Origin of the sequence: Streptococcus parasanguinis (assembly GCF_040908565.1) — a bacterium.
In the GTDB taxonomy this organism is placed as follows: domain Bacteria; phylum Bacillota; class Bacilli; order Lactobacillales; family Streptococcaceae; genus Streptococcus; species Streptococcus parasanguinis_AC.
On the sequence record NZ_JBDGEA010000009.1, the window covers coordinates 21,105 to 42,938 of the forward strand.

Here is a 21,834-nt window from a genome sequence, read left to right on the forward strand (position 1 = left end):
AAAAATCCTTTCTATGCCTTTATCTGCCGTTTTACTCGTTCCCCAAAATATTGGTAGAGATCAACTTTTAGGGTTCCATTATAAAGTTTTCGTTTTTTATCTGCTTTACTACCGAATTTAGATTCAAAACCTTCATCACTGGTTAGGATAAATTTACTCCAGGTTTTGAGAGGTGCAAATACGTGCCCCATTTCAGTATACAATTTCGTCACACCCTCATCATCGGATAAGCGTTCTCCATATGGAGGGTTGGAGATAATCACCCCGTTGATCTTATCTGATTGAAGATCTTGGACTCGCATCTGTTTGAAAGTAATGTCACTGCTAACGCCCGCTTTCTGGGCATTTTCTTTGGCAATCTCAACCATCCGTGCATCGATATCGGTTCCCATAATATCCAATTCGATCTCGCGATTGATTTTTCTGCTTGCTTCTTGACGGACTTCATGAATCAAGCGATCATCCATCCAGTTCCATTCTTCAAAAGAAAAGGTCCGACGTATACCAGGTGCCATATTTCTCGCAATCATCGCCGCCTCAATACAAAACGTTCCAGAACCACATGTGGGGTCAATCAAGGGTTTATCTGGATACCAGTTTGACAGCAGAAGAATTGCTGCTGCCATATTTTCCTTAATAGGGGCTCCCCCTTTTTCAGTCCGATAACCACGTTTGAAGAGACTACTACCAGTTGTGTCAATCAAGACGGTAGCCTGGTCTTTAAGGATCGATACTTCAATTTTGAACTCTGCACCATTTTCCATGAGAGGAACACCTTCTGGTCGGGCATAGTGTTTTTGTAATTTTTTAACCACTGCTTTTTTTGAAATGGCCTGAACGCTAGGTTCATTATGCAGTTTTGATTTGACACATTTAGCCTTAGAAATAGGAAAACGTACTCCTAAAGGCAAATAATTTTCCCAATCCAAAGCAAAGACACCTTGAAAGAGTTCTTCGAATGTTTTGGCTGGAAAAGTCCCAACCACAATTTTCACTCGATCAGCCGCGCGCAACCAGAGATTTGTCTCGATGATTGCTCGACGGTCTCCTTGAAATCGAACCCGTCCATTTTCAACCTGGCAATCATAGCCAAGATCGCGTAGTTCTCGACCAACAACTGCCTCTAGACCAGCAGCAGCCGTTGCAATCAATTCAAATTGTTTTTTCATCTTATTCCTATCACTTTAAAAAAGGAGGTTGAGATCTCTCTCCACCTCATCAACCTATATGCAATTTTCTATAAGCCATGTTTTGTTCCAGAAATGACTAGGTACCATTTCCTTCGATAATCATCTGTCTACTGTTTCCAGTCAGAATACTATGTTCGTTTCCACGTATTCCATGCCCCGACCAAAGTTTGGGTTGCTAGCTTGAGGGGTTTACCGCGTTCCACTTTTTAGGTTTCCCTAAAAACTACGTCACTGTGGCACTTTCAGAGTTACTAGAACTTATCCGAAGACTTAGCCCGTTCGCTCGCCGTAACTTGAAGATCAAGTCCCTAGGCTTATTGATTCACCTAGCACAAACACTACAGGCATCACAGCCTGTGCTAGCATGGACTTTCCTCATGAGAGCATCCTCTCACGCGATTATCCAAAAATTGCACGATCTAAGGGATTAATAATCGCGATCTACGATCTGTTTCCCAAAAACTTCTTTTTCCAAACGATTGAGACGTTTGAGAATATCAAAGTTCGTCGCTGTTGTCACTTGCGGGAATTCTTGCGTTGGAGCACTTGCAATCGGAGACGCTTGCGATACTGTCTGTGTTTTTTTGGCAAGTTCCTCACGAAGACGCGCATTTTCTTCACGTAACTCCTTCACCAAAGCAGCGTAGGTTTCATAGTCTTTGATAACATCATCTAAAAATTCGTTCACCTCAACTTTACTAAATCCACGAACTTCTTTTTTAAAATCTTGATCAAAAATATCTTTCGCAGTAAAAATAATACTTGCCATTACTCTCTCCAATCTAGTTCATCACCTCAATTATATAAAAAATTGGTGAGAAAAATCAAGGTATAACACTTAGTTTTCGTAAAAATTTTCAGCAAGATCATTTAAATCATCAAAACTTAATCGTTTGACATAAAATGATTCTTTTTCGAGCATCATTTTGTAAAGATATTTTAAATTGGTTTCGTTTTCTGGATCATAGAATAGATAGGCACCATCCGCATTTTCTATCAAAAACTGATTATATTCTTTAAATTGTCCAGGATTCGTATAATGAGGGTAAGCATATTTTACAAATTCCACTTGTTTGAAACGTGCTAACAGTTCCTGATTACTTTCATTCCAATTCTCACCAGTAGTTCCAAATAAAAAGATCGTTGCCATTTGAAAATCATAGTCTTTTTTTAATTCTAAGGCAACCTCTAGTACCCAAGCCTCAAATCCCAAATTACCAGAAAAGACTAGCCATTTCACTCCTTCTTCAAATAGACGACGAAGATCTCTTTCAATGGCTTTTTTGATAATGGTCAGTCGAGGGTCTTTATTGGAAAAGACGCCCACATCAAAACTCTTATAACCTGCAACAAGTATGGTATTCATTTTTTCCTCATTATTCTAATTTATGATATAATAGAGTGATGTAATTGTACCAATAAGGAGAACTATGGTCAACTATCCACATAAAGTAGCCAAAAAAACCTTGGTCTCTACACAAAGGAAACACCCAGTCGACTTTGCGAATCGTGGGATGACATTTGAAAAAATGATCAACGAAAGCAATCAATACTATCTTTCTCGAGGGCTAGCAGTTATCCATAAGAAACCAACTCCCATTCAAATCGTGAAAGTAGATTACCCACATCGCAGTCGAGCAAAGATTGTTGAGGCCTATTTTAGACAAGCCTCAACCACGGACTATTCTGGAGTATACAAGGGGCGCTATATCGATTTTGAAGCTAAGGAAACACAGCAAAAGCAGTCCATGCCGATGAAAAATTTTCATCAACATCAGATTGATCATATGGAAGCGGTTGTCCAGCAAGGTGGTATCTGTTTCGTTCTCTTGCATTTTGCAAAGTTGAGCGAAACCTACTTACTTCCTGCTCCTCCACTAATATACTATTACAACATCGATCATGGTAGTAAATCCATGCCACTCTCCTATATTCAGGAGCACGGCTTTTTAGTAGATAAGAATCGACTTCCAAGCGTTCCTTATCTTGATATTATCGAACAGAAACTTCTAGGCGGTATTTAAATGAATAAACAAACAGTCATTCAATGGTTGAAATATGTTGCCATAGCAGCCATTTCATTTTTCTTACTTTTATTCGTCCTTGGTGGACTAATCTTTAGTTATTATGCGATGAAAGCACCAACCTTGTCTGAAAAAGATCTGGTTGCCACAACATCTAGTAAGATTTATGACAATCAAAATAACTTGATTGCGGATTTAGGTGCTGAGAAACGAATCAACGTCTCAACAGACCAAATCCCAACTGATTTGGTTAACGCTATCGTGGCGATTGAGGACCACCGATTCTTCAATCACCGTGGAGTCGATATCATTCGGATTGGTGGCTCCTTCCTTCACAACTTACGAGGAGGAAGCCAAGGGGGATCAACCTTAACGCAGCAATTGATCAAATTAACCTATTTCTCAACTTCCGCTTCCGATCGTACCCTATCACGAAAGATTCAAGAAGCTTGGTTAGCAACTCAGTTGGAAAAGAAAGCAACCAAACAAGAAATCTTGACCTATTACGTTAATAAAGTATTTATGGCGAATGGGAACTATGGAATGCAGACAGCTGCAAAAAGCTATTATGGAAAAGACCTAAAAGATCTATCGCTCCCTCAAGTAGCGCTTCTAGCAGGGATGCCTCAAGCGCCGAACCAATACGATCCTTATTCTCATCCCGAAGCGGCACTTCAACGCCGAAACTTAGTTTTAAAAGAAATGCTCGATATGAAGTCCATTTCCAATAAACAATACGAAGCGGCAGTGAATACACCTGTTACAGATGGTCTTCAAAGTCTTAGCTCTTCAAGCAGTTATCCAGCTTATATGGATAATTACCTAAAAGAAGTGATCGAGCAAGTCGAAGAAGAAACGGGCTACAATTTGTTGACAACTGGGATGGATGTCTATACTAACGTTGACACTGAAGCTCAAAAGAAATTGTGGGATATCTACAATACAGATGAATATGTCAACTATCCAGATGATGAGTTGCAAGTAGCTTCAACAGTTATCGATGTTAATAATGGTAAAGTCATTGCACAACTTGGCTCTCGTCACCAATCTAGCAACGTTTCCTTTGGTACAAACCAAGCCGTTGAGACTAACCGTGACTGGGGTTCTACTATGAAGCCAATCACAGACTACGCCCCAGCCCTTGAGCATGAGGAATACACTTCTACTGCAGCTACCATTACAGATGCACCATATAATTTCCCTCATTCCTCAACACCACTCTACAACTGGGACCGTTCTTACTACGGTAGCATTACTATGACTTATGCAATCCAACAATCTCGGAACGTTCCAGCGGTGAAGGCCCTCGAAAAAGTCGGGCTTAAAAAAGCCAAGAAATTCCTAAATGGACTGGGAATCGATTATCCAGAAATGGTATACGCCAATGCCATCTCAAGTAATACTAGCGATTCAAGTAACAAATACGGAGCTAGCAGTGAAAAAATGGCTGCTGCCTATGCTGCTTTTGCCAATGGCGGTACCTATTACAAACCATCCTATGTTAGTCGGGTTGTCTTTAGTGATGGCACAACCAAGGAATTTGAGTCCGAAGGAACTCGTGCAATGAAGGCAACAACTGCCTACATGATGACAGATATGATGAAGACAGTTCTCTTGTCTGGTCCCGGTACAAATGCTGCCATTTCGGGAATCTACCAAGCTGGTAAGACAGGTACATCAAACTATGCTGATAACGAAATCGGTAAATTGACAAAAAATGCTTATTCAAATATTGTAACACCGGATGAATTGTTTGTAGGCTACACTCCTGAATATGCCATGGCAGTATGGACAGGTTATTCCAATCGCTTTACACCAGTATTGGATAATGGAATACAGGTCGCAACGGATGTCTACCGTCAAATGATGCTCTATCTTGCTAATAATAATAACTCTGGTCATACGGATTGGACGCAACCAAGTGGACTGTATCGAAGTGGTTCTTATCTCTACTTAAACAATGGTAAGAACAACTACAATAACTACTACTATGAGCCAAGTTATTCCACTGATCAGTATTCGTATGAAGAACCATCGTCTAGCTCTTCGAACGAAGAAAATCAATCTAAACCATCTGAGCCTTCTTCACAAGAATCTAACAATCATAACGAATAATATAACAGAGAAGTCGGGCTTTTCGCCCGGCTTTTTTAAAACAATGGTTAAAAAACCAGAACGAATAAAATCTGATTTATTTAGTTAGACTTCCCAGCTTTTTTATTTTTGAGTATATAAAAAAAAGAGCCTTTCGGCTCTTATTAGAATGTAGACAAACTATTTTAAAGCAAAATAAGTTAAGTGATTCTGCAAAAAACAAAATTGAGTTCCAATATTTAAATCGATTTAAGAAAATACTGAAACTTTCCGCTGTGAGAAAAGTGCTTGAAACGTTATTGTTTCAGGCACTCGGAATTATTGAGACCTTAGACTCAATAATTAGTCATGGAACTTTAAAGAAGTTCGCTGACGTCCGTACTCACCTAAGGAAAGTTTTTAAGATATTTTGTCTTCAATCTGAAAAGAGCCTTTCGGCTCTTTTCTATATCATTATTTTGCCAAAGCTCCCATTGGATCCCACGGTGCTAGGACAATTGGTTCTGCTTCATAGGCTGCTAATTCGTCTGATGTCAGGAATTCTTTACGAACCACGATTTGGTAGGTATATTCATCCATCCAAGCATCAGAAGCCACAAAGTAACCATCTGTACCGACCTTGTCTCCCCATGAATTTTCAACCTTCCATTTACGAGGCTGACCTGCTTCGTCTAAATCAACCCCTGTCAAGACCATAGCGTGTGTCATGAGGCTTTCTGCATAGTCCAAGCGACCCGCCTTGTCTTGAACCAAATGAATGTCCATGCCTGCTTCAAAATCGTAGACATCTGTTGCCAGGATTCCGGCTTTACGGTTGCTGACTTGGCCTACATCTGAACCAAACCAGACAGTTTCTCCTGCTTTCATTTGAGCAATAGCTAATTCTTTCAATCGATCCATTGGAACATTTAGGTAGCGGACTGGACGGCTACCAACCACATTGCCCAGCATATCTACGGTGTAAGATTTTCCATATGGCTTATCTGTAGTTGGGGCATTGATAATAGAGACGTAATCGTCTAATTGAAGGTCTACATATTTTTTGTAGAAGCTTTGTGGAGTTAAGCCACTTTCGGTATGGAATTGGTTGTCCTTATCACGGTATGAAAAGTCAAATTCACGCGGAGGCAATCCTAAAGACATAGCCAAGAAGTTAAAGATTTCTTGCAACAACGCTTGTTTCTTGCTCGCAACTGCCTCACTATCTGCGCCTGAGTGAATCAAGTCACGCAAGATTTGCGCATCTTGACGCAAGAGTTTATTGAGGTAGGTGTTCAATTCCCGGCTATTACTTGAAGAAATCGATTCTGGATAAACTGATTTTGGAACCACTCCGTATTTCTCAAAGAGGGATACCACCATATCCCATTGACCGCCATCTTGTTGTGGGGTTTGTAGGAGAAAAGCCACCTTACGGCTGGTCAATTCTTGGTCTGCTGTAGCAATCACTTGCTCCAAAAACCAGTTTGATTTTTCATACTTATCCCAAAAGAAAGTATGTGCTTGAGACAATTCAAAATCCTCCAATTGGAAGCTTGAAATCATCTTGTGACGGAAGGTATTTAAAGCCGCAAACATCCAACAACGTCCAGATGCTTTTTGGTTTGTCACCTTATCCTTGGTCAAATCAAGTGAAAAAACTGGTGTATTTTCTACTGCACTCTTGCGCGTTTCAAGCGATGCATGGATCCCATTGTGGGTAACAGCATTTTCAAGAGCCGCATATTTCACATTTGCTTCATAATTAGCATAGAGCTGGTCTGTAAATTCTTTCGTTAATTCTGACATAGCAATCTCCTTTTTTCGTTATTTACTATTATAATCCTTTGAGCAGAATCTTCAAGTAAAAATCACCCTATAGAGAGGGATTCTGTATAGAATAGATGATTTTATCCCCACAATATCCTTTGCGTTGAATGGCATGAGGAATGGTTTCTACATACTGCATTCCGGCCTTTTTCATGACTTTACCAGAAGCAGGATTTAAACTGACATAAGTGGCTTTGATTTCTTTAAATCCGACTTTGTTCAATAAGAATTCCAAAACAGCTATGACGGCTTCTGTCATGAATCCCTGCCTCCAGAATTTCTTGCCAAGGATATAACCTAGCTCGCATGATTGACTTTCCTGGTCTTGAGAAACCACACTAATATCTCCAATTACCTGATCCGGTGATGTTTTCAAACAGATCGCCCATTTATAAGTATCTGGTTTAAGATACTGTTCGATCCATCTTTTGATCGATTCTCTGGTTCTCTCAGAAGATGCATGGGCATCCCAGGTGACATATTTCAGGGTTTCAGGATCAGAAGCCCAATTTTCAAACATCGCTGGTGCATCCTCCAAAACGAAAGGCCTCAAGTATAAATGCTCTGTCTCTATGACAAGACTTCCAAGATGATTCATAGATTCTCTCCCTTCATTTTTTTATGCAACTTGAACTTTGCAAGTTGGTTATTTTAATCTAGAAGAAAAGGACGGATGAAACCGCCCTTCTTTTTGATGCTTTTCACAATATTGTATGGTGAGACTACGAAATCGAACTCTGCGAGTTACCGATCTCTACCTCGTTCTCCTATTTTAAGACTCGGGCTAAAAAGGTCCACTGGACCTTTTTACTCCCAAAAATGATCAAATACTGTGATTGGCAAGTGGCGTTTGTGTTGGCCTTTGTACCACCATTTTTCAATAGTGGCTTGAGCTTCTGGGCTCACTTGTTTGCCTTCTAGGTAATCATCAATTTCATTATAGGTGACACCCAACGCTACTTCATCTGCTATTCCTGGTTTTTCTTCTTCCAAATCTGCTGTTGGAATTTTCTCATAAAGAGCAGGATCGGCTCCTAAGGCCTTGAGCAATTGTTTTCCTTGGCGTTTATTCAAACGGAAAAGGGGCAAAATATCTGCACCACCATCTCCAAATTTTGTGAAGAAACCAGTAATATTTTCTGCAGCATGATCCGTCCCAATCACCGCTCCGCTACGTGCTCCAGCTAGAGCATACTGAGCAATCATGCGACTGCGAGCCTTAATATTGCCTTTGTTAAAATCAGAAACCTCTGTTCCAGTCGCTTCTACTGCTCGTACCATTTCGTCAGCAGACTCCTTGATATTCACAACCAGGCTAACATCAGGCTGGATAAAGGCCAATGCTTTTTGTGCATCTGCTTCATCTGCCTGTACCCCATAAGGAAGACGAACGGCAATAAATTGATAGGAGGCATCTCCTGTTTCTGCGCGCATTTCTTCCATGGCCAATTGAGCTAATCGTCCAGCAAGAGTTGAATCTTGTCCTCCTGAGATCCCTAATACAAATGTTTTCAAGAAGGGATGTTTTTTTAGATATCTTTTTAAGAAATCAACCGAGCGGCGAATCTCTTCCTGAGGATCAATGCTAGGCTTGACACCCAATTGTTGGATAATCTCTTCTTGCAAACTCATTTTGCTTCTCCTTCTCCATTGGCCTTGTTACGCATTTCCTCGATTAGATCCATCTTATCCTGCCAAATATCTTTTGCCAAGTCAACTGGGTAATGCTGTGGATTGAGGACGCGCTTGTATTCATCCCATAATTGATCGTAATTTTTACGAGCATATTCTTGAATTTCTGATAATGTTGGCAGTTGATAAACCAATTGCCCCTCTTTAAAAATATCCACTAAAAGAGGAATAGCCTCAAAGTTTCGGACCGTTTTATTGATATAGGTATAAGTAGGATGGAACATTTTAAGTTCTGTCAGTTGTGAAACATCTACTCCATCATAAGTGATGTAGTCCCCTTCTGACTTACCTTTTTCACGACTCGTAATCCGCCAGACTTGCTTTTTACCTGGAGTAGAAACTTTCTCTGCATTATTAGAAAGCTTGATGGTATTGATCATCTCTCCTGCTTCGTTTTCAACAGAAACAATTTTGTATACCGCCCCAAGTGCTGGTTGATCGTAAGCTGTAATGAGCTTGGTTCCCACACCCCATACATCAATTTTTGCTTTTTGCATTTTTAAGTTGAGGATGGTATTTTCATCCAAGTCGTTAGAAGCGTAGATTTTAGCATTTGTAAACCCAGCCTCATCTAATTGCTGGCGAACTTTTTTAGAAATATAGGCAATATCTCCTGAATCAATCCGAACGCCTAAGAAATTGATCTTCTCTCCCATTTCACGCGCTACCTGAATAGCTGCTGGTACCCCAATACGAAGGGTATCATAGGTATCTACGAGGAAGACACAATCTTTATGGGTTTCAGCATAAGCCTTAAAGGCTTGGTAGTCATTTCCATATACCTGTACAAGAGAATGGGCATGGGTTCCTAAAACAGGGATTCCAAAGAGTTTTCCTGCTCGAACATTACTAGTCCCATTGGCCCCTCCGATGACTGCCGCACGAGTGCCCCAAATGGCAGCATCCATTTCTTGCGCACGACGGGTTCCAAATTCCATCAAAGGCTCATCTTCAATGACTGAACGAATACGAGCAGCTTTTGTGGCTATCAAGGTTTGAAAGTTGACGATATTCAAAAGGGCTGTTTCCACCAATTGACACTGAGCCAGAGGGCCCTCTACCTGAACAATTGGTTCATTCGCAAAGACTAAGTCTCCTTCTTGAGCCGAGCGTACCGTCAATTCCAACTTGAGATCACGGAGATATTCCAAGAAGGCCCCATGATAACCAAGTGACTCTAAATAGGCAATATCACTCTCAGAAAAACTCAAGTTTTCCAAGTATTTCACAATTCTCTCTAAGCCAGCAAATACTGCGTAGCCGTTTTTAAAAGGCTGTTGACGAAAATAGACTTCAAATACGGCATGTTTATTGTGGATACCTTGATTAAAATAGACCTGCATCATATTGATTTGGTATAAATCAGTATGCAAGGTTAAACTGTCATCTGGATACATATGTATACCTCTTTTTTATAGATTTGTTCTATGAATTCCTACCATAAAATTAGTACTATTATAGCATAATTCAGCCTTATTGAATACTGAAAGGAAAGCATGAAAAAAATCTGAGACAGGAAGCTCAGATTTTTTTGGATTAAAAGTTTTCTGTGATATATTTATAAACTTCTTGGCCAGCAATCGCACCGTCTCCGACGGCTGTCGTCACTTGACGCAAATCTTTTTGACGAACATCACCAACCGCAAAAATACCTGGGACTGTGGTTCTCATATGATCATCCGTGATCACCCAGCCATTTTCATCTAAAATACCAAGTTCTGTCGCAAAATCACTGACAGGATCTAAACCGACATAGATAAAGACACCACCGAAGGCTTGCTCTCTAACCTCTCCTGTCTTCACATCTTTTAAAAGGACAGACGCTACTTTTTGTTCACCCTTAATTTCTTCAATAACGGTATTCCAAGCAAAGTGAATTTTATCATTGGCAAAGGCACGATCTTGAAGAACTTTTTGGGCACGAAGCTGGTCTCTTCGGTGAGCAATCGTCACTGTTTTTGCAAACTGAGTCAAAAAGACAGCTTCTTCTACCGCAGAATCGCCGCCACCAACAACCAAGAGATCCTCATCTCTAAAGAAAGCTCCATCACAAACAGCACAGTAGGAAACCCCTCTACTATTCAGCTCCTCTTCACCAGGAACATTCAATAAACGGTGGTTAGACCCTGTTGCAATCACCACGGTTTTAGCTTCAAATTCTCCATCATCTGTGACAATCTTTTTGGTTGCTCCGAGGTCTTCGATGCGCTCTACCTGTCCAAACAAATGTTCCACACCAAGATTCTCCAAAGGCTCGAACATTTTTTCAGCCAAGTCTGGGCCACTAATATTCGCATAGCCAGGATAGTTTTCAATGTCAGACGTATTGTTCATTTGACCGCCTGGAATTCCTCTCTCAATTAATGCGACCTTTAAATTGCTTCGTGCTGCATAAAGGGCAGCAGTCATCCCTGCAGGCCCTGCTCCAATAATCACTGTATCAAACATACTCAACCTCTTTCTGTTTTGTTGTAACCATTATAATTCTAACACGGTCTTTTTGCAATTATCGTGCTTGAAAGATAAACAAAATCCCTATGACCGCAAAGGTTAAAATAGGAATCGTCATGATATCAATTAAGAGGATATCATACAAATGGGCTTGTCGTTGCTTGGCTGTTTTATCTTTCTTCTTAAGGGCACGGTAGCCAATCCAAATACAAGAAGCGATCCCAACTAAAATCGTTGTCGTCACTAAACTTTGTAAATATAAGGACAATAATTTATTTAACATCACGACTCCAAATATTTTTACATTTTCAGAAAACAAACCCAGCTAGCATTGCCAGCTGAGTCTTACCTCTTCTCTATTATATCAAACATAGGTCCGTTTGTAACTAGCAAAGAATTCTTTTGTCCGTTCTTCTTTTGGATGTTGCATGATTTCCTCTGGTGTTCCAGATTCAATAATCCGTCCTTTATCCAAAAATAGGACCTTATCTGCTACTTGCGCTACAAAAGACATATCATGGCTGACCAGTACCATGGTTTGTCCTGATTTTGCCGCATTGGCAATGGATTTTTCAACTTCTCCAACCAATTCTGGATCCAAGGCTGAAGTCGGTTCATCCAGCAAAAGAACTTCTGGTTTCATAGCCAAGGCACGGGCCAAAGCCACACGTTGTTTTTGTCCACCTGAGAGGTGACGAGGATAGTGATTTTCACGATCCGATAAGCCGACTTTTGCCAGTTCTTCTCGAGCAATTTTCGTTGCTTCTTGATCGGATAAGCCCTTCACAACAATGAGCCCTTCTTTCACATTTTCAAGAGCTGTTTTTCTACCAAACAAATTAAACTGTTGGAACACCATGGCCAATTTTCTTCTTAAGGTTAAGATTTGATCTTGGGTAATGTGCTCAAAATCAACTTCGAAATCATCAATCTTAATTCTACCGCTATCTGGTGCTTCCAAATAGTTTAAACTGCGTAAAAAGGTCGATTTACCCGCTCCAGAAGACCCAATCAAGGCTACGACTTCCCCTTTTTGAATTTCCAAACTTAGATTATTTAAAACCTTTTGACCTGAAAATGTCTTTGATAATTCTGAAATATAAATCATTAGATCCGGACCTCCTGATCTGGTAAATCAATTGCTACGGGAGTCTCAATATCCAGTCGACGTTCAATGTGTCGGCCTAGCATTTCTATGAGGATATTCACAATCCAGTAAACAATCGATACCGTGATAAAGCGTTCAAAATACTTCAAATCGCTCCCCCCAATAATCCGTGCTTGGGCAAAAATTTCAACCACACTGGCACTAAAGGCTAGCGATGTCCCCTTGGTTAAACCAATGAGAGAGTTGATTAAGGTTGGAGTTGCAACGACTGCTGCATTGGGAATAATAATCCGGCGGTATACTTGACGGTTGGTCATTCCAAGACTACGCGCTGCCTCTATCTCACCAGGATCCACCGATAAAATCGCTGCCCGGATGGTCTCGCTCGCATACGCCGCCTCATTAAAGGCAAGGGCCACAATTGCAAATAGCTCAGCTGGAATGGCATTAATATTAAAAGCTGTTCCATAAGACTGATTGATCGCTTTTAAAATAAGAGGAATCCCATAATAGGTCAACATCAACTGAACCAACAAAGGAGTCCCACGTAAAAAGCTGACAAAAACAGCTTGAAGCGGGTAGAGGATTCGTACACGATTAATTTTGACCAGAGCAAAAATCATGGCAAAAATAATCCCAACAAATGCGCCTCCCAGGGCTAGTAAAATCGTCACAGGCAGTTTCCCTATGACAGCTGGGAATGCATCCAATACAGCTCTCAAACTAAACAGCTTGCTATCTGGAACGTGTTTTAAAAAGTCGGCATACCAGTTGGCTGTTAATAGATTAGTTGTAAACATTCTTGTTACTTCCTTTCTCGAACATAAACATTCTATCACATTCACTATCGGAATTCCAAAAATTGCTACAGAAATAGAAAAATGATAGACTACACAAGTTTAGTCTATCATAATTTTAGACAAGTTCCCAATAGTTTTTCTTTATGGAGTTCATAAAGAAAATCTATGTTTTCTTTTAAACATTTGAAACAAGGGATCAGAAAGTTTGGCGTTTGGCCTTTCGTTCTGCCCGACCACGCGCACGGTTTTCCGCTCGCTTAGTTTTTCTTCGCTTCTCATCAACTGCCCATTTGATTTTTTTCTTGTAGCCTGGTTTGATTTTTTTCTTTTTCTTCTTCACCAGACCAATCATTTCGATATCAAGTTTCTCTTGCTTTTTCTCACGATTCGCCCGTCTATCCCGATCATAGGTATCTTCAATAACCCCATTTTTCAACACTTTCGGTACGAAACGAATGCCCATTTTTTCTAGTTCACGGATATCTGAATCATCACTTGGTTGATAAAGAGTAATGGCTACACCTGGTAGGCCATTGCGACCTGTCCGACCAACACGGTGGACAAAGAAGGAAAGATCTTGAGGAATGGCATCGTTAATGACATGGCTCACCCCTTCGATATCAATTCCACGCGCCGCCAAATCTGTGGCCACAATATACTCAAAATCAAGATTTTTCACCTGATTCATGATCCGTTTTCGTTCACGTGGTGGGATATCTCCGTGAATCTTCGCCACTTTGAGTCCCTGAGCTACTAAATAGGCATGAAGATCATCTGCTCTTGTTTTTGTATTGACAAAAATCATGGCCAAATAAGGCTGCAAGGTCTTGGTCAATTGGAAAACTTGCTCATTTTTATCCCGTCCCTTGGTGGAAACCAGCCAATTATCAATGGTATCTGAAATCACCGTCTTGGTCTTAATTTGCTCCATAACTGGGTTTGAGAGATATTTTTTCAAGAAAGGCTGTAATTTTTGTGGAATGGTAGCTGAAAACACCAAAAACTGCAGTTGTTGCGGTAGTCTTGAAGCAATCTTATCTACGGTAGACAAAAATCCCATATCCAGTGTCATATCTGCCTCATCTACCACAAAGGTATGAGCTTTATGAATAGCCAGATCACCGGATGCAACTAGATCATAGATCCGACCTGGAGTTCCAATCACGATATGCGGTTGTTTGACCTGCAATTTTTCAATCTGACGACTTTTATCCGTTCCTCCAACATAATTGGCAATCCGAATCTCTTTTTCAGAATGACTAGCGATTTGACGAGCAGCTTGGTAAATTTGCGTTGCCAACTCCCGACTAGGAGCCGTGATGACCGCTTCAACTTGATCGTTGTCTTCATTTAACGTTTGAAAAATCGGCAAGAGGAATGTATGGGTTTTTCCAGAACCAGTCTTTGACTCTCCTACCAAATCATTCCCAGCTAAGACAATCGGAATTAGTTTTTCCTGTACTTCAGTTGCTTCTCTAAAATTGATTTCTTTCAGTGCCTCTTGAATATAAGGCTTAAAATTAAACTCTGTAAATTTCATTTTCTCAGTTCCTTTCATGATCTCTATTATTATATCAGAAAAGCTGACTTCGTGCCTCTCTTATGAGTCATTTTTCCTAACCAACAAAGTCTCTCTGAGTCAGCAAAAAAACGATGGGCAAGCCCACCGTCTTTTTTATAAGTAGAGAAGAACAAGAGTGATGACACTTGTTACCAAGGCAATGGACCACATAAAGGCATCCACTTTCCATTCTGACCAGTTTTGGCCATTTCCAGAAAGTCCACCCAGTTCTAAATGATGGTGGAAAGGAGTCATTCTGAAAATCCGTCGCCCTTCCCCGTAGCGTTTCTTGGTCCATTTGAAATAGGTCACTTGTAGCATCACTGAACCTGTTTCAATGACATAGACAAGACCAATCAGGAGCAGGGTCCACTCTACATGCAGAGCCATTGACAAGGCTGCAAGCATCCCTCCAAGAGCAAGACTACCGACATCTCCCATAAAGATTTTAGCTGGCTTGTGGTTGAAGACAAAGAATCCAAGCAAGGCCCCAATCATACTTAAGGTGACAAAGAGAATATCCCATTTTCCTTGCATATAGGCAATAAAGGAATAGGCACTCAAGCTAATGGCAACGGAAATGCTGGCTAATCCATCAATCCCATCTGTCAAATTGACGGCATTTGAAAAACCAACCAACCAAAACAAAGCAAAGAGAATGTAGAAATGGCCCAAGTAAAGATCGTAACCAAAGACATTCAAAAGGCTTCCTGCACCGTGGCGTTCAGAAAAAATATAGAAGATGATTCCACCAACGAGTTGAAGAGCTAGTTTTTGCTTTGGATTGAGCCCTTCATTAATCTTACGAAAAACTTTTAAAAAGTCATCCAAAAATCCAACAATTCCATATAGAATCAAGATAAATAGAATCAGTTGAACAGAGCGCGTGAAATTTCCAGTCAATACGGTAACGACAAAACTAACTAGAACGGCTGTAATGAGAAATACAACTCCACCCATTGTCGGAGTGCCAGCTTTCGCTTTGTGTTGTTTCACATCTTCATGCATTTGTTGCCCAGAAATATGAGCACGATGGTAAAATCGAATAAAGGCTGGAATAGCAGCCACTGTTAATAGAAACGATACAAGGATCGTAGCAATATACATCTTAGTCTCCTAATGTTAACGTAATCTTTTTAGTTTTATTAAGTGAGGTGTTCATTTTGACACTTTGTTTGGTTACTTTCTTTCCACTACCTTTATAGGTAATCTCAATTCCAGTCCATTCTCCAAAGATGTCCGCATTTTTCTTTGTCCAACCGTACATATCTGGAACCGCATCAAAGTCTTCTGTCAATAACAATACTTGCTGATTGGCTTTGACTTTAGAGCCTACATCCACAGACATCTTGCGGATATTTTTCCCGGTTCCTAGGACAATTGGTTGCACCAAATTGCGACGCAATTCCTCTGAATAAGCACCTGGGCTCAGATTTTGTTTCAGATTCAACTCCTTAGAGAGAGTTTCTACTGAAGGGATTTTGTAGGTCGTTTCTTTGGTCACATCATCCAAAGTTGGTGCCTCTGATGTTAGATGCAATTCGTCTTTTAAAGCAACTGCATCTTCCAAAATAGGATTGACCAGCTCTTCCCAGCTGGTGAATGAGAATTTCACTTCTGGTTGTTGGACCGTCACATACATGATGAATTCAGGATCTTCTGCAGGTGTCATGGCTACAACCGAGTAGATATAATCATTTTCTCCTTGCAAGTATCCTTGATCTGTCGCCATTTGGGCAGTCCCTGATTTCACCGCAACGTTTTGACCGGGTACCTGAATGATGGGTCCATCACTGTACAAGGTTCCATACTCTGGATCTGTTCCGACGGTGATCATATAGTTCCGTGTCTGTTGTGCAGCTGATCCTGAAACTGGTTTTCCAACAACTTCTTTTTTTGATTTGCGGGCTGTGTCTGATTTTTTATCGTAAATAGCACTAATAAACTTCGGCTCCAACATTTGTCCATCATTAGCGATGGCACTAAAGGCCCGTAACATTTGGGTTTGACTGACGGAAATCCCTTGACCGAAAGAAGACATGGCTTGACTGACATAGTTATCCCCTGGAAGACCCCCGTAAGCTTCATTTCCCATTCCAAAACGGGTCGGAAGACCGAATTTAAAGCGGGTTAGGTAGTCCATCCAGACAGCATTTCCCATCTTTTGCTCCAAGCGGGTCATCCCCACGTTACTTGAGTAAGCAAAGCCTTGTGCGATATTCATATAGCGACCTTCAGACAGTCCCATATTGACATCCCAGTCACGGATCGTCGCATCTTTTACTTGTAGTTCGTTACTGTAGTATACTTCATTATAGGCTGGGAAGGTTCCATGATCAATCGCCGAAGCTAATAACATGACCTTCATCGTTGAACCCGGTTCATATTGATCTTGATAAAGGATGGTATTCCAGGTTTTCAAGTTTTTCAGATCCAACCCTTGTTTGGTATCCGCATTATAGGATGGACGTTGCGTTGTCGCCAGGATTTCTCCAGTTTTTGCACTCACAAGAGTCGCACTAACATACTTTCCTTTTACTTTTTCTTGGAAAACATCCATTCGCGTCTCAAGGTAGGTTTGTAATTCTGCTGAAATGGTCGTATAGACATCTTTTCCATCTTCTGTTTTGACAGAAACCTTATCTGAACCAGGAACGATATTCCCGTTTCGGTCTTTGTCATAGGTGATAACCCCATTTTGACCAGCGAGAATACGATCGAGGGATTTCTCCATCCCTGATTGCCCCTTCAGGGTTTTATTCCCATCATTATCTTCTTGAAGCGAAGCTTGACCGATAAATTGAGAAGCAAAGACTCCATTTTTATAGCTTCTATTTGGGCTTGTTGTAAAGGCAATACCTTCAATCTTCGCCGCTTCCATGGCCTCACGGATAGCTGTCATATTACTATAAGTAATGCCGTTTCCGTTCGAGCCAAAAGAAACCTGTTTCAATTTCTTTTGCGACAACTGTTGAATGACGTAATCCTCATCCATCCCTAAGTACTGCTTAAAAATTTCTGCTACTTTTTTAAATTGGCTATCTTCTACATAGAGGATTTTCCCGGTTGCTGATTTGTACTTTTTATCAATAACGGCATAAACGTTATAGGTCGTAGCATCTTCAGCAATTACTGCTCCATTTCGGTCATAGATCGTTCCACGTTTTGCAGGAACAATAACCGTCTGCTCATGGACTTTTTTGGCTTGATCCGATAAGGTCACACCAAATTTTTTGTCAGTCCCAATAATCATTGCAAAATTAATCAGAAAGAGAAAAAAGAGGAAAATCGCCAGTACACTGAGATTTTTCCCAACTTGTTTTCGATTCTGATCCGGCAAGCGACGTTTCTTTATCGAATACCCGATTAAAAATTTTTTAAATTTATTCATCACTACTTGCACTCACTGTTTTTCGATTTTCTTTTTGCAGCTTCATTCCTTGGGAGCTAGCCAACTGTGATAAGCGGTCATAACGTGTTAATTCATTGACCTCTTGACGAACATCTGCCAATTCCGTCTTTTTGGCTTCTAGTTCCGTATTCAAATCAGTCAACTCACTCTGTACTTGTAAAATCCGCGTCTGCATAAAGACGATACTAATGGCTAAAATCACAGCTGTTAGGACAATCGATCCATAAAAAGCCTTTTCTACTCTAGAGAAATGGCGAAAGCGCTCTTGCAACATCTGCGTTCTTGTTCTCTCATCTCTTGCTGCCATATCATTTCCTCTTACTTGTGTATTTTTCGAGCGATCCGTAATTTTGCCGAGTGTGATCGATTATTATCCTCAAGCTCCTCGGCACTTGGTAAAATTGGTTTTCGATTGACCAATTCCATCTTTGGTTTCAAATCATCCGGAATAAAAGGAAGTCCTTTTGGAACTTCAACCGTCGAAGCTTCTTTAAACAGTTGTTTGGTTAAGCGATCCTCTAACGAATGAAAGGTAATCACAGAAATACGACCATCGATAGCCAACAAATCCATGGCTTGCTGAATCGATTCATCCGCAGCTCCCAACTCATCGTTGACCTCGATACGAATGGCTTGGAAAATCTGTTTAGCGGGATGTCCCTTTTTCTTGAGCTCCTTAGCTGGTTTAGCAGATTTAATAATCTCTGCTAATTCAGTCGTTGTTTCAATCGGTTTAATTGCTCGTGCTTGCTCAATTTTCCGCGCAATTTGCTTGGAAAATTTGTCCTCTCCATATTTGAAAAAAATACGGACTAGAGCATGGTAATCGTAGCTATTAACGACTTCATAGGCTGTCAAGGAAGCTTCTTGATTCATCCGCATGTCTAACGGCGCATCTTTCTTGTAAGAAAATCCGCGTTCCCGTTCATCTAACTGAGGACTAGAGACACCTAGGTCATAACAGATTCCATCAATTTCAGTCACACCCAATTCGTTTAGACGTTCCTTCAAATGACGAAAGTTATCCTTAATGAAGGTCACCATGCCTTTCTCAATGAAAGGTGCCAATCGAATCTTAGCATTCTCAATTGCATGCTGATCTTGGTCAAAGGCATAAAGATGGCCCGATTCATTTAATTTTGTTAACAAATATTCGCTGTGGCCTGCCCCACCCAATGTGGCGTCTACATAGATCCCATCTGGCTTAACATCCAGCATATCGATCGTTTCATGAAGCAAAACCGTTACATGATGAAATTCTTTACTCATATCTTTACTATTTTACCACAAATGGGACCAAGATGCACTCCTGAAAGAAAATTCACTAACTAACCCTATCGGACCTTTTCAGATCCTACAAAATACCTAGAAAGGCTTGATTTTATTTGTTTCCTCTAGGATTTATGATACAATATTCTTATGAAAATAAGAAAACAGATTCTCATCCCACTTTTATTGGTCGATGCTATCGCTCTCTACTTTTTTCTAACCACTATTGAGGCTTGGATTTTTTGGCTTGCTGCCCTGATCCTAGTCGGCTCACTTTGGTGGCTCAAAAAAGCCATTCAAGGACAAAAAACAGAGATGGAAGAAAACTAATTTCTTCCATCTCTGTTTTTCTTTTGTTTCCTCCAAGAAATTCCTTAAAAGAAGTAACCGAGCTCTGAAATAGTAAAGAGAGTGGGACAGAAATCGGTCATTCGTTAGAATTCGATTTCGTCGTCCCACCTCCGCACAGTTGAGTAGGGTTGTAAAAGCTGATGAAATCAGCGTAGTAGAGCCTACTCAACCACTGCGTCTTGCTCAACAATCCAAAGACAATTGAGAGGCTAGGACTTTTGTCCCAGCCTCTTGCTGTTTATTTATTATGTTTCCAATTGCTGTAGATCCCAAAAAGAATGATCCAGATGGTTGCTCCAACCGCTCCAATGTATGTTGATTCTTGCAAGAAGAGACAAACGAATACAAAGAGGAAGAAAACAATGGTCAATGGATTCAACACTTTATAGGCCGGCATGACAAAACCATCTGGCATAAATTCTTTTGATTTACGGTACTTAAGATGGGCTAACATGGTCAAAATATAAATAGCAATGTAGACACCAGAAGAAGATGCCGTAATCAAGGCAAAAGCATCTGAGACACCTGGTAAGACATTGATAAAGGCTGAAACAGCAACCACAATCGCAGAAAAAATAATCGCGCGACTTGGAATCCCCATACGAGATAAGCTATTCAATTTCAAACGATTCATCACTTTACTGTTTGGTGTTTCTTTTGCAATCTGGTACAAGTGACGTCCTGTTGAATAGAGGGTGGAATTCAAGGAAGATGCAGCAGCTGTCAGTACAACAAAATTAATCAATCCTGCTGCCCACTTGATTCCTACCATCTGAAAGACCGTTACAAACGGTGATTTATTGACAGGAAGCTGTTGCCAAGGGAAAATAGCCATAATCGCCAACAAAGCTCCTACATAAAAGATTACAATCCGGATTGGAATTTCTTTAATGGCTTTTGGCAATACTTGGCGGGGATTAGCTGTTTCAGAAGTAGTAATTCCAACAAACTCGATCGCTTGATAAGCAAAGAAAACCATTTGGAAGGCCATGACGAACTTGACCCAACCATTTGGAAACATTTGAAAACCATTGGTAATATTGGTTAAGCTAGCGTGTCCAGCCGGTGTTTCAAAGTTAGTCGTCACCATAAAGATCCCTGTTACGATCAAGGCTAAAATCGTGACAATCTTGATCATTCCAAACCAGAATTCAACCTCTCCAAAGACCTTCACAGCAATCAAATTCACACAACTTAAAAGCGCTAAAAAGATGATTTGAATCTGCCAGGCTGGCCAATTAGGGAACCAGAGCTGGACATAGTTGGAAACAGCCGTGATCTCTGCCATTCCCAAAAATACTAAAGAGACCCAATAGGACCATCCTGAAAAATAACCCCAACCTTTTCCTAAATACTTGGTGATAAAGTTGATAAAGGTGTGTTGATCAGGGTCCATATACAGCATTTCTCCGATCGCCCGCATCATGAAGTACATGAAGGCTCCAGTCAGCATATAGACTAAAATAATAGAGGGACCTGTCAAAGAAAGGGAACGACCGGCTCCAAGAAAGAGTCCTGTCCCGATGGTTCCTGCAATAGCAATCAGCTGAACATGCCGATTTTGCAAACCACGAACCATCCCATTTTCGGTTTCTTCACCAGGATGATGTTTTTTTGACATATGATTACTCCAATTCTTTTTCTGTACATTTTCAGAAAAGTATACTTCAAATTTTCACATAATCTACTATACCATGTTTTTAAAAATTGGTCAATCTAGTCCAGAATATTCTGAATTTTGAAGATATAAAAGAGTGCTGGAGTCTCTTCCAGCACTCTTTTGCTTATGAATTAGGGTCATCAAGACTACGACCATGCAAACCTTTTTCCCGTTGCACTTGGCGTAGTTTCTCAGGTGTTACATCATTTCCTTCTTCATCCACAATTTTGATTCCTTCGATGTGGTGACGAACGGAGCGACGATAACCCTCAATGTATTCTTCACGAAGTTTTGCTTGTTCCACTGCTTCTTCTGGCGTCAAACCTTCTGTTTTTTTCTTTTTAGCAAGCTCATTGATACGAGCAATTTTTTCAGGTGTCATTATCAGACCTACTTTCTACCTGCCATCAGGT

21 protein-coding genes and 1 other RNA gene are annotated in these 21,834 nt (G+C 40.6%); 3 read left to right on the forward strand and 19 right to left on the reverse strand.

Going from position 1 to position 21,834, the window contains the following annotated elements:
* Nucleotides 1–11: 11 nt before the first annotated feature.
* From AB5Y61_RS05720 to AB5Y61_RS05735, 4 genes are all read right to left on the reverse strand, one after another.
* A complete protein-coding gene (locus AB5Y61_RS05720) occupies nucleotides 12–1,169 on the reverse strand; it encodes a class I SAM-dependent RNA methyltransferase (protein WP_368403466.1) in 1,158 nt (385 codons plus the stop codon).
* Between the two features lie 66 nt (nucleotides 1,170–1,235).
* An RNA gene (rnpB, locus tag AB5Y61_RS05725) (RNase P RNA component class B) lies at nucleotides 1,236–1,601 on the reverse strand.
* A gap of 16 nt (nucleotides 1,602–1,617) precedes the next feature.
* A complete protein-coding gene (gene gpsB, locus AB5Y61_RS05730) occupies nucleotides 1,618–1,959 on the reverse strand; it encodes a cell division regulator GpsB (RefSeq protein WP_368403467.1) in 342 nt (113 codons plus the stop codon).
* Between the two features lie 69 nt (nucleotides 1,960–2,028).
* A complete protein-coding gene (locus AB5Y61_RS05735) occupies nucleotides 2,029–2,556 on the reverse strand; it encodes a DUF1273 domain-containing protein (RefSeq protein WP_368403468.1) in 528 nt (175 codons plus the stop codon).
* A gap of 64 nt (nucleotides 2,557–2,620) precedes the next feature.
* On the opposite strand from AB5Y61_RS05735, the gene recU reads away from it, so the two are divergent.
* Both recU and pbp1a read left to right on the forward strand, forming a co-directional pair.
* Nucleotides 2,621–3,214 carry a Holliday junction resolvase RecU gene (gene recU / locus AB5Y61_RS05740; protein WP_368403469.1) on the forward strand — a complete coding sequence of 198 codons (594 nt, stop codon included), beginning with the start codon at nucleotides 2,621–2,623 and terminating at the stop codon, nucleotides 3,212–3,214.
* Complete coding sequence (pbp1a, locus tag AB5Y61_RS05745) at nucleotides 3,215–5,329, forward strand: penicillin-binding protein PBP1A (protein ID WP_368403470.1); 2,115 nt, start codon at nucleotides 3,215–3,217, stop codon at nucleotides 5,327–5,329.
* Between the two features lie 432 nt (nucleotides 5,330–5,761).
* Here the strand turns inward: pbp1a and pepC are convergent, their stop codons facing one another.
* From pepC to rsmH, 13 genes are all read right to left on the reverse strand, one after another.
* The gene (gene pepC, locus AB5Y61_RS05750; RefSeq protein WP_368403471.1) at nucleotides 5,762–7,096 is read right to left on the reverse strand and encodes an aminopeptidase C; all 1,335 of its coding nucleotides are present in this window, start codon (nucleotides 7,094–7,096) and stop codon (nucleotides 5,762–5,764) included.
* 67 nt (nucleotides 7,097–7,163) lie between these two features.
* Entirely contained in the window at nucleotides 7,164–7,715 is a 552-nt protein-coding gene (locus AB5Y61_RS05755; RefSeq protein WP_347089782.1) for a GNAT family N-acetyltransferase, read from the reverse strand.
* A gap of 209 nt (nucleotides 7,716–7,924) precedes the next feature.
* Entirely contained in the window at nucleotides 7,925–8,749 is an 825-nt protein-coding gene (gene nadE, locus AB5Y61_RS05760) for an ammonia-dependent NAD(+) synthetase (RefSeq protein WP_003010362.1), read from the reverse strand.
* A complete protein-coding gene (locus AB5Y61_RS05765; RefSeq protein WP_368403472.1) occupies nucleotides 8,746–10,206 on the reverse strand; it encodes a nicotinate phosphoribosyltransferase in 1,461 nt (486 codons plus the stop codon). The genes nadE and AB5Y61_RS05765 overlap by 4 nt, the downstream gene beginning before the upstream one ends.
* A gap of 139 nt (nucleotides 10,207–10,345) precedes the next feature.
* Nucleotides 10,346–11,257, reverse strand: coding sequence for a thioredoxin-disulfide reductase (trxB, locus tag AB5Y61_RS05770; RefSeq protein ID WP_368403473.1), 912 nt, complete (start codon nucleotides 11,255–11,257; stop codon nucleotides 10,346–10,348).
* Nucleotides 11,258–11,315: 58 nt separating this feature from the next.
* Nucleotides 11,316–11,543, reverse strand: coding sequence for a DUF4059 family protein (locus tag AB5Y61_RS05775; protein ID WP_003003995.1), 228 nt, complete (start codon nucleotides 11,541–11,543; stop codon nucleotides 11,316–11,318).
* An 81-nt stretch (nucleotides 11,544–11,624) separates the two neighbouring features.
* Complete coding sequence (locus tag AB5Y61_RS05780) at nucleotides 11,625–12,368, reverse strand: amino acid ABC transporter ATP-binding protein (RefSeq protein WP_003003991.1); 744 nt, start codon at nucleotides 12,366–12,368, stop codon at nucleotides 11,625–11,627.
* Nucleotides 12,368–13,168 (reverse strand): amino acid ABC transporter permease, encoded by an 801-nt coding sequence (locus AB5Y61_RS05785; RefSeq protein ID WP_368403474.1) that lies wholly within the window; start codon nucleotides 13,166–13,168, stop codon nucleotides 12,368–12,370. The genes AB5Y61_RS05780 and AB5Y61_RS05785 overlap by 1 nt, the downstream gene beginning before the upstream one ends.
* Before the next feature lie 196 nt (nucleotides 13,169–13,364).
* The gene (locus tag AB5Y61_RS05790; protein ID WP_195487754.1) at nucleotides 13,365–14,708 is read right to left on the reverse strand and encodes a DEAD/DEAH box helicase; all 1,344 of its coding nucleotides are present in this window, start codon (nucleotides 14,706–14,708) and stop codon (nucleotides 13,365–13,367) included.
* Between the two features lie 135 nt (nucleotides 14,709–14,843).
* A complete protein-coding gene (gene mraY / locus AB5Y61_RS05795) occupies nucleotides 14,844–15,836 on the reverse strand; it encodes a phospho-N-acetylmuramoyl-pentapeptide-transferase (protein WP_368403475.1) in 993 nt (330 codons plus the stop codon).
* A 1-nt stretch (nucleotide 15,837) separates the two neighbouring features.
* On the reverse strand, nucleotides 15,838–18,120 hold the full coding sequence (gene pbp2x / locus AB5Y61_RS05800; protein WP_368403476.1) for a penicillin-binding protein PBP2X: 2,283 nt from the start codon (nucleotides 18,118–18,120) through the stop codon (nucleotides 15,838–15,840).
* Nucleotides 18,113–18,448, reverse strand: a complete 336-nt coding sequence (ftsL, locus tag AB5Y61_RS05805; protein ID WP_118398451.1) for a cell division protein FtsL — start codon at nucleotides 18,446–18,448, stop codon at nucleotides 18,113–18,115. Before ftsL ends, pbp2x begins: the two co-directional genes overlap by 8 nt.
* An 11-nt stretch (nucleotides 18,449–18,459) precedes the next feature.
* Nucleotides 18,460–19,410: a 16S rRNA (cytosine(1402)-N(4))-methyltransferase RsmH gene (gene rsmH, locus AB5Y61_RS05810; RefSeq protein WP_368403477.1), complete on the reverse strand. Its 951-nt coding sequence runs from the start codon at nucleotides 19,408–19,410 to the stop codon at nucleotides 18,460–18,462.
* Between the two features lie 150 nt (nucleotides 19,411–19,560).
* On the opposite strand from rsmH, the gene AB5Y61_RS05815 reads away from it, so the two are divergent.
* The gene (locus AB5Y61_RS05815) at nucleotides 19,561–19,740 is read left to right on the forward strand and encodes a hypothetical protein (RefSeq protein ID WP_070659659.1); all 180 of its coding nucleotides are present in this window, start codon (nucleotides 19,561–19,563) and stop codon (nucleotides 19,738–19,740) included.
* Between the two features lie 259 nt (nucleotides 19,741–19,999).
* Here the strand turns inward: AB5Y61_RS05815 and AB5Y61_RS05820 are convergent, their stop codons facing one another.
* Together AB5Y61_RS05820 and AB5Y61_RS05825 are read right to left on the reverse strand one after the other, a co-directional pair.
* A complete protein-coding gene (locus AB5Y61_RS05820) occupies nucleotides 20,000–21,382 on the reverse strand; it encodes an amino acid permease (RefSeq protein WP_368403478.1) in 1,383 nt (460 codons plus the stop codon).
* A gap of 163 nt (nucleotides 21,383–21,545) precedes the next feature.
* The gene (locus tag AB5Y61_RS05825; RefSeq protein WP_003012632.1) at nucleotides 21,546–21,803 is read right to left on the reverse strand and encodes a DUF896 family protein; all 258 of its coding nucleotides are present in this window, start codon (nucleotides 21,801–21,803) and stop codon (nucleotides 21,546–21,548) included.
* Nucleotides 21,804–21,834 lie beyond the last annotated feature (31 nt).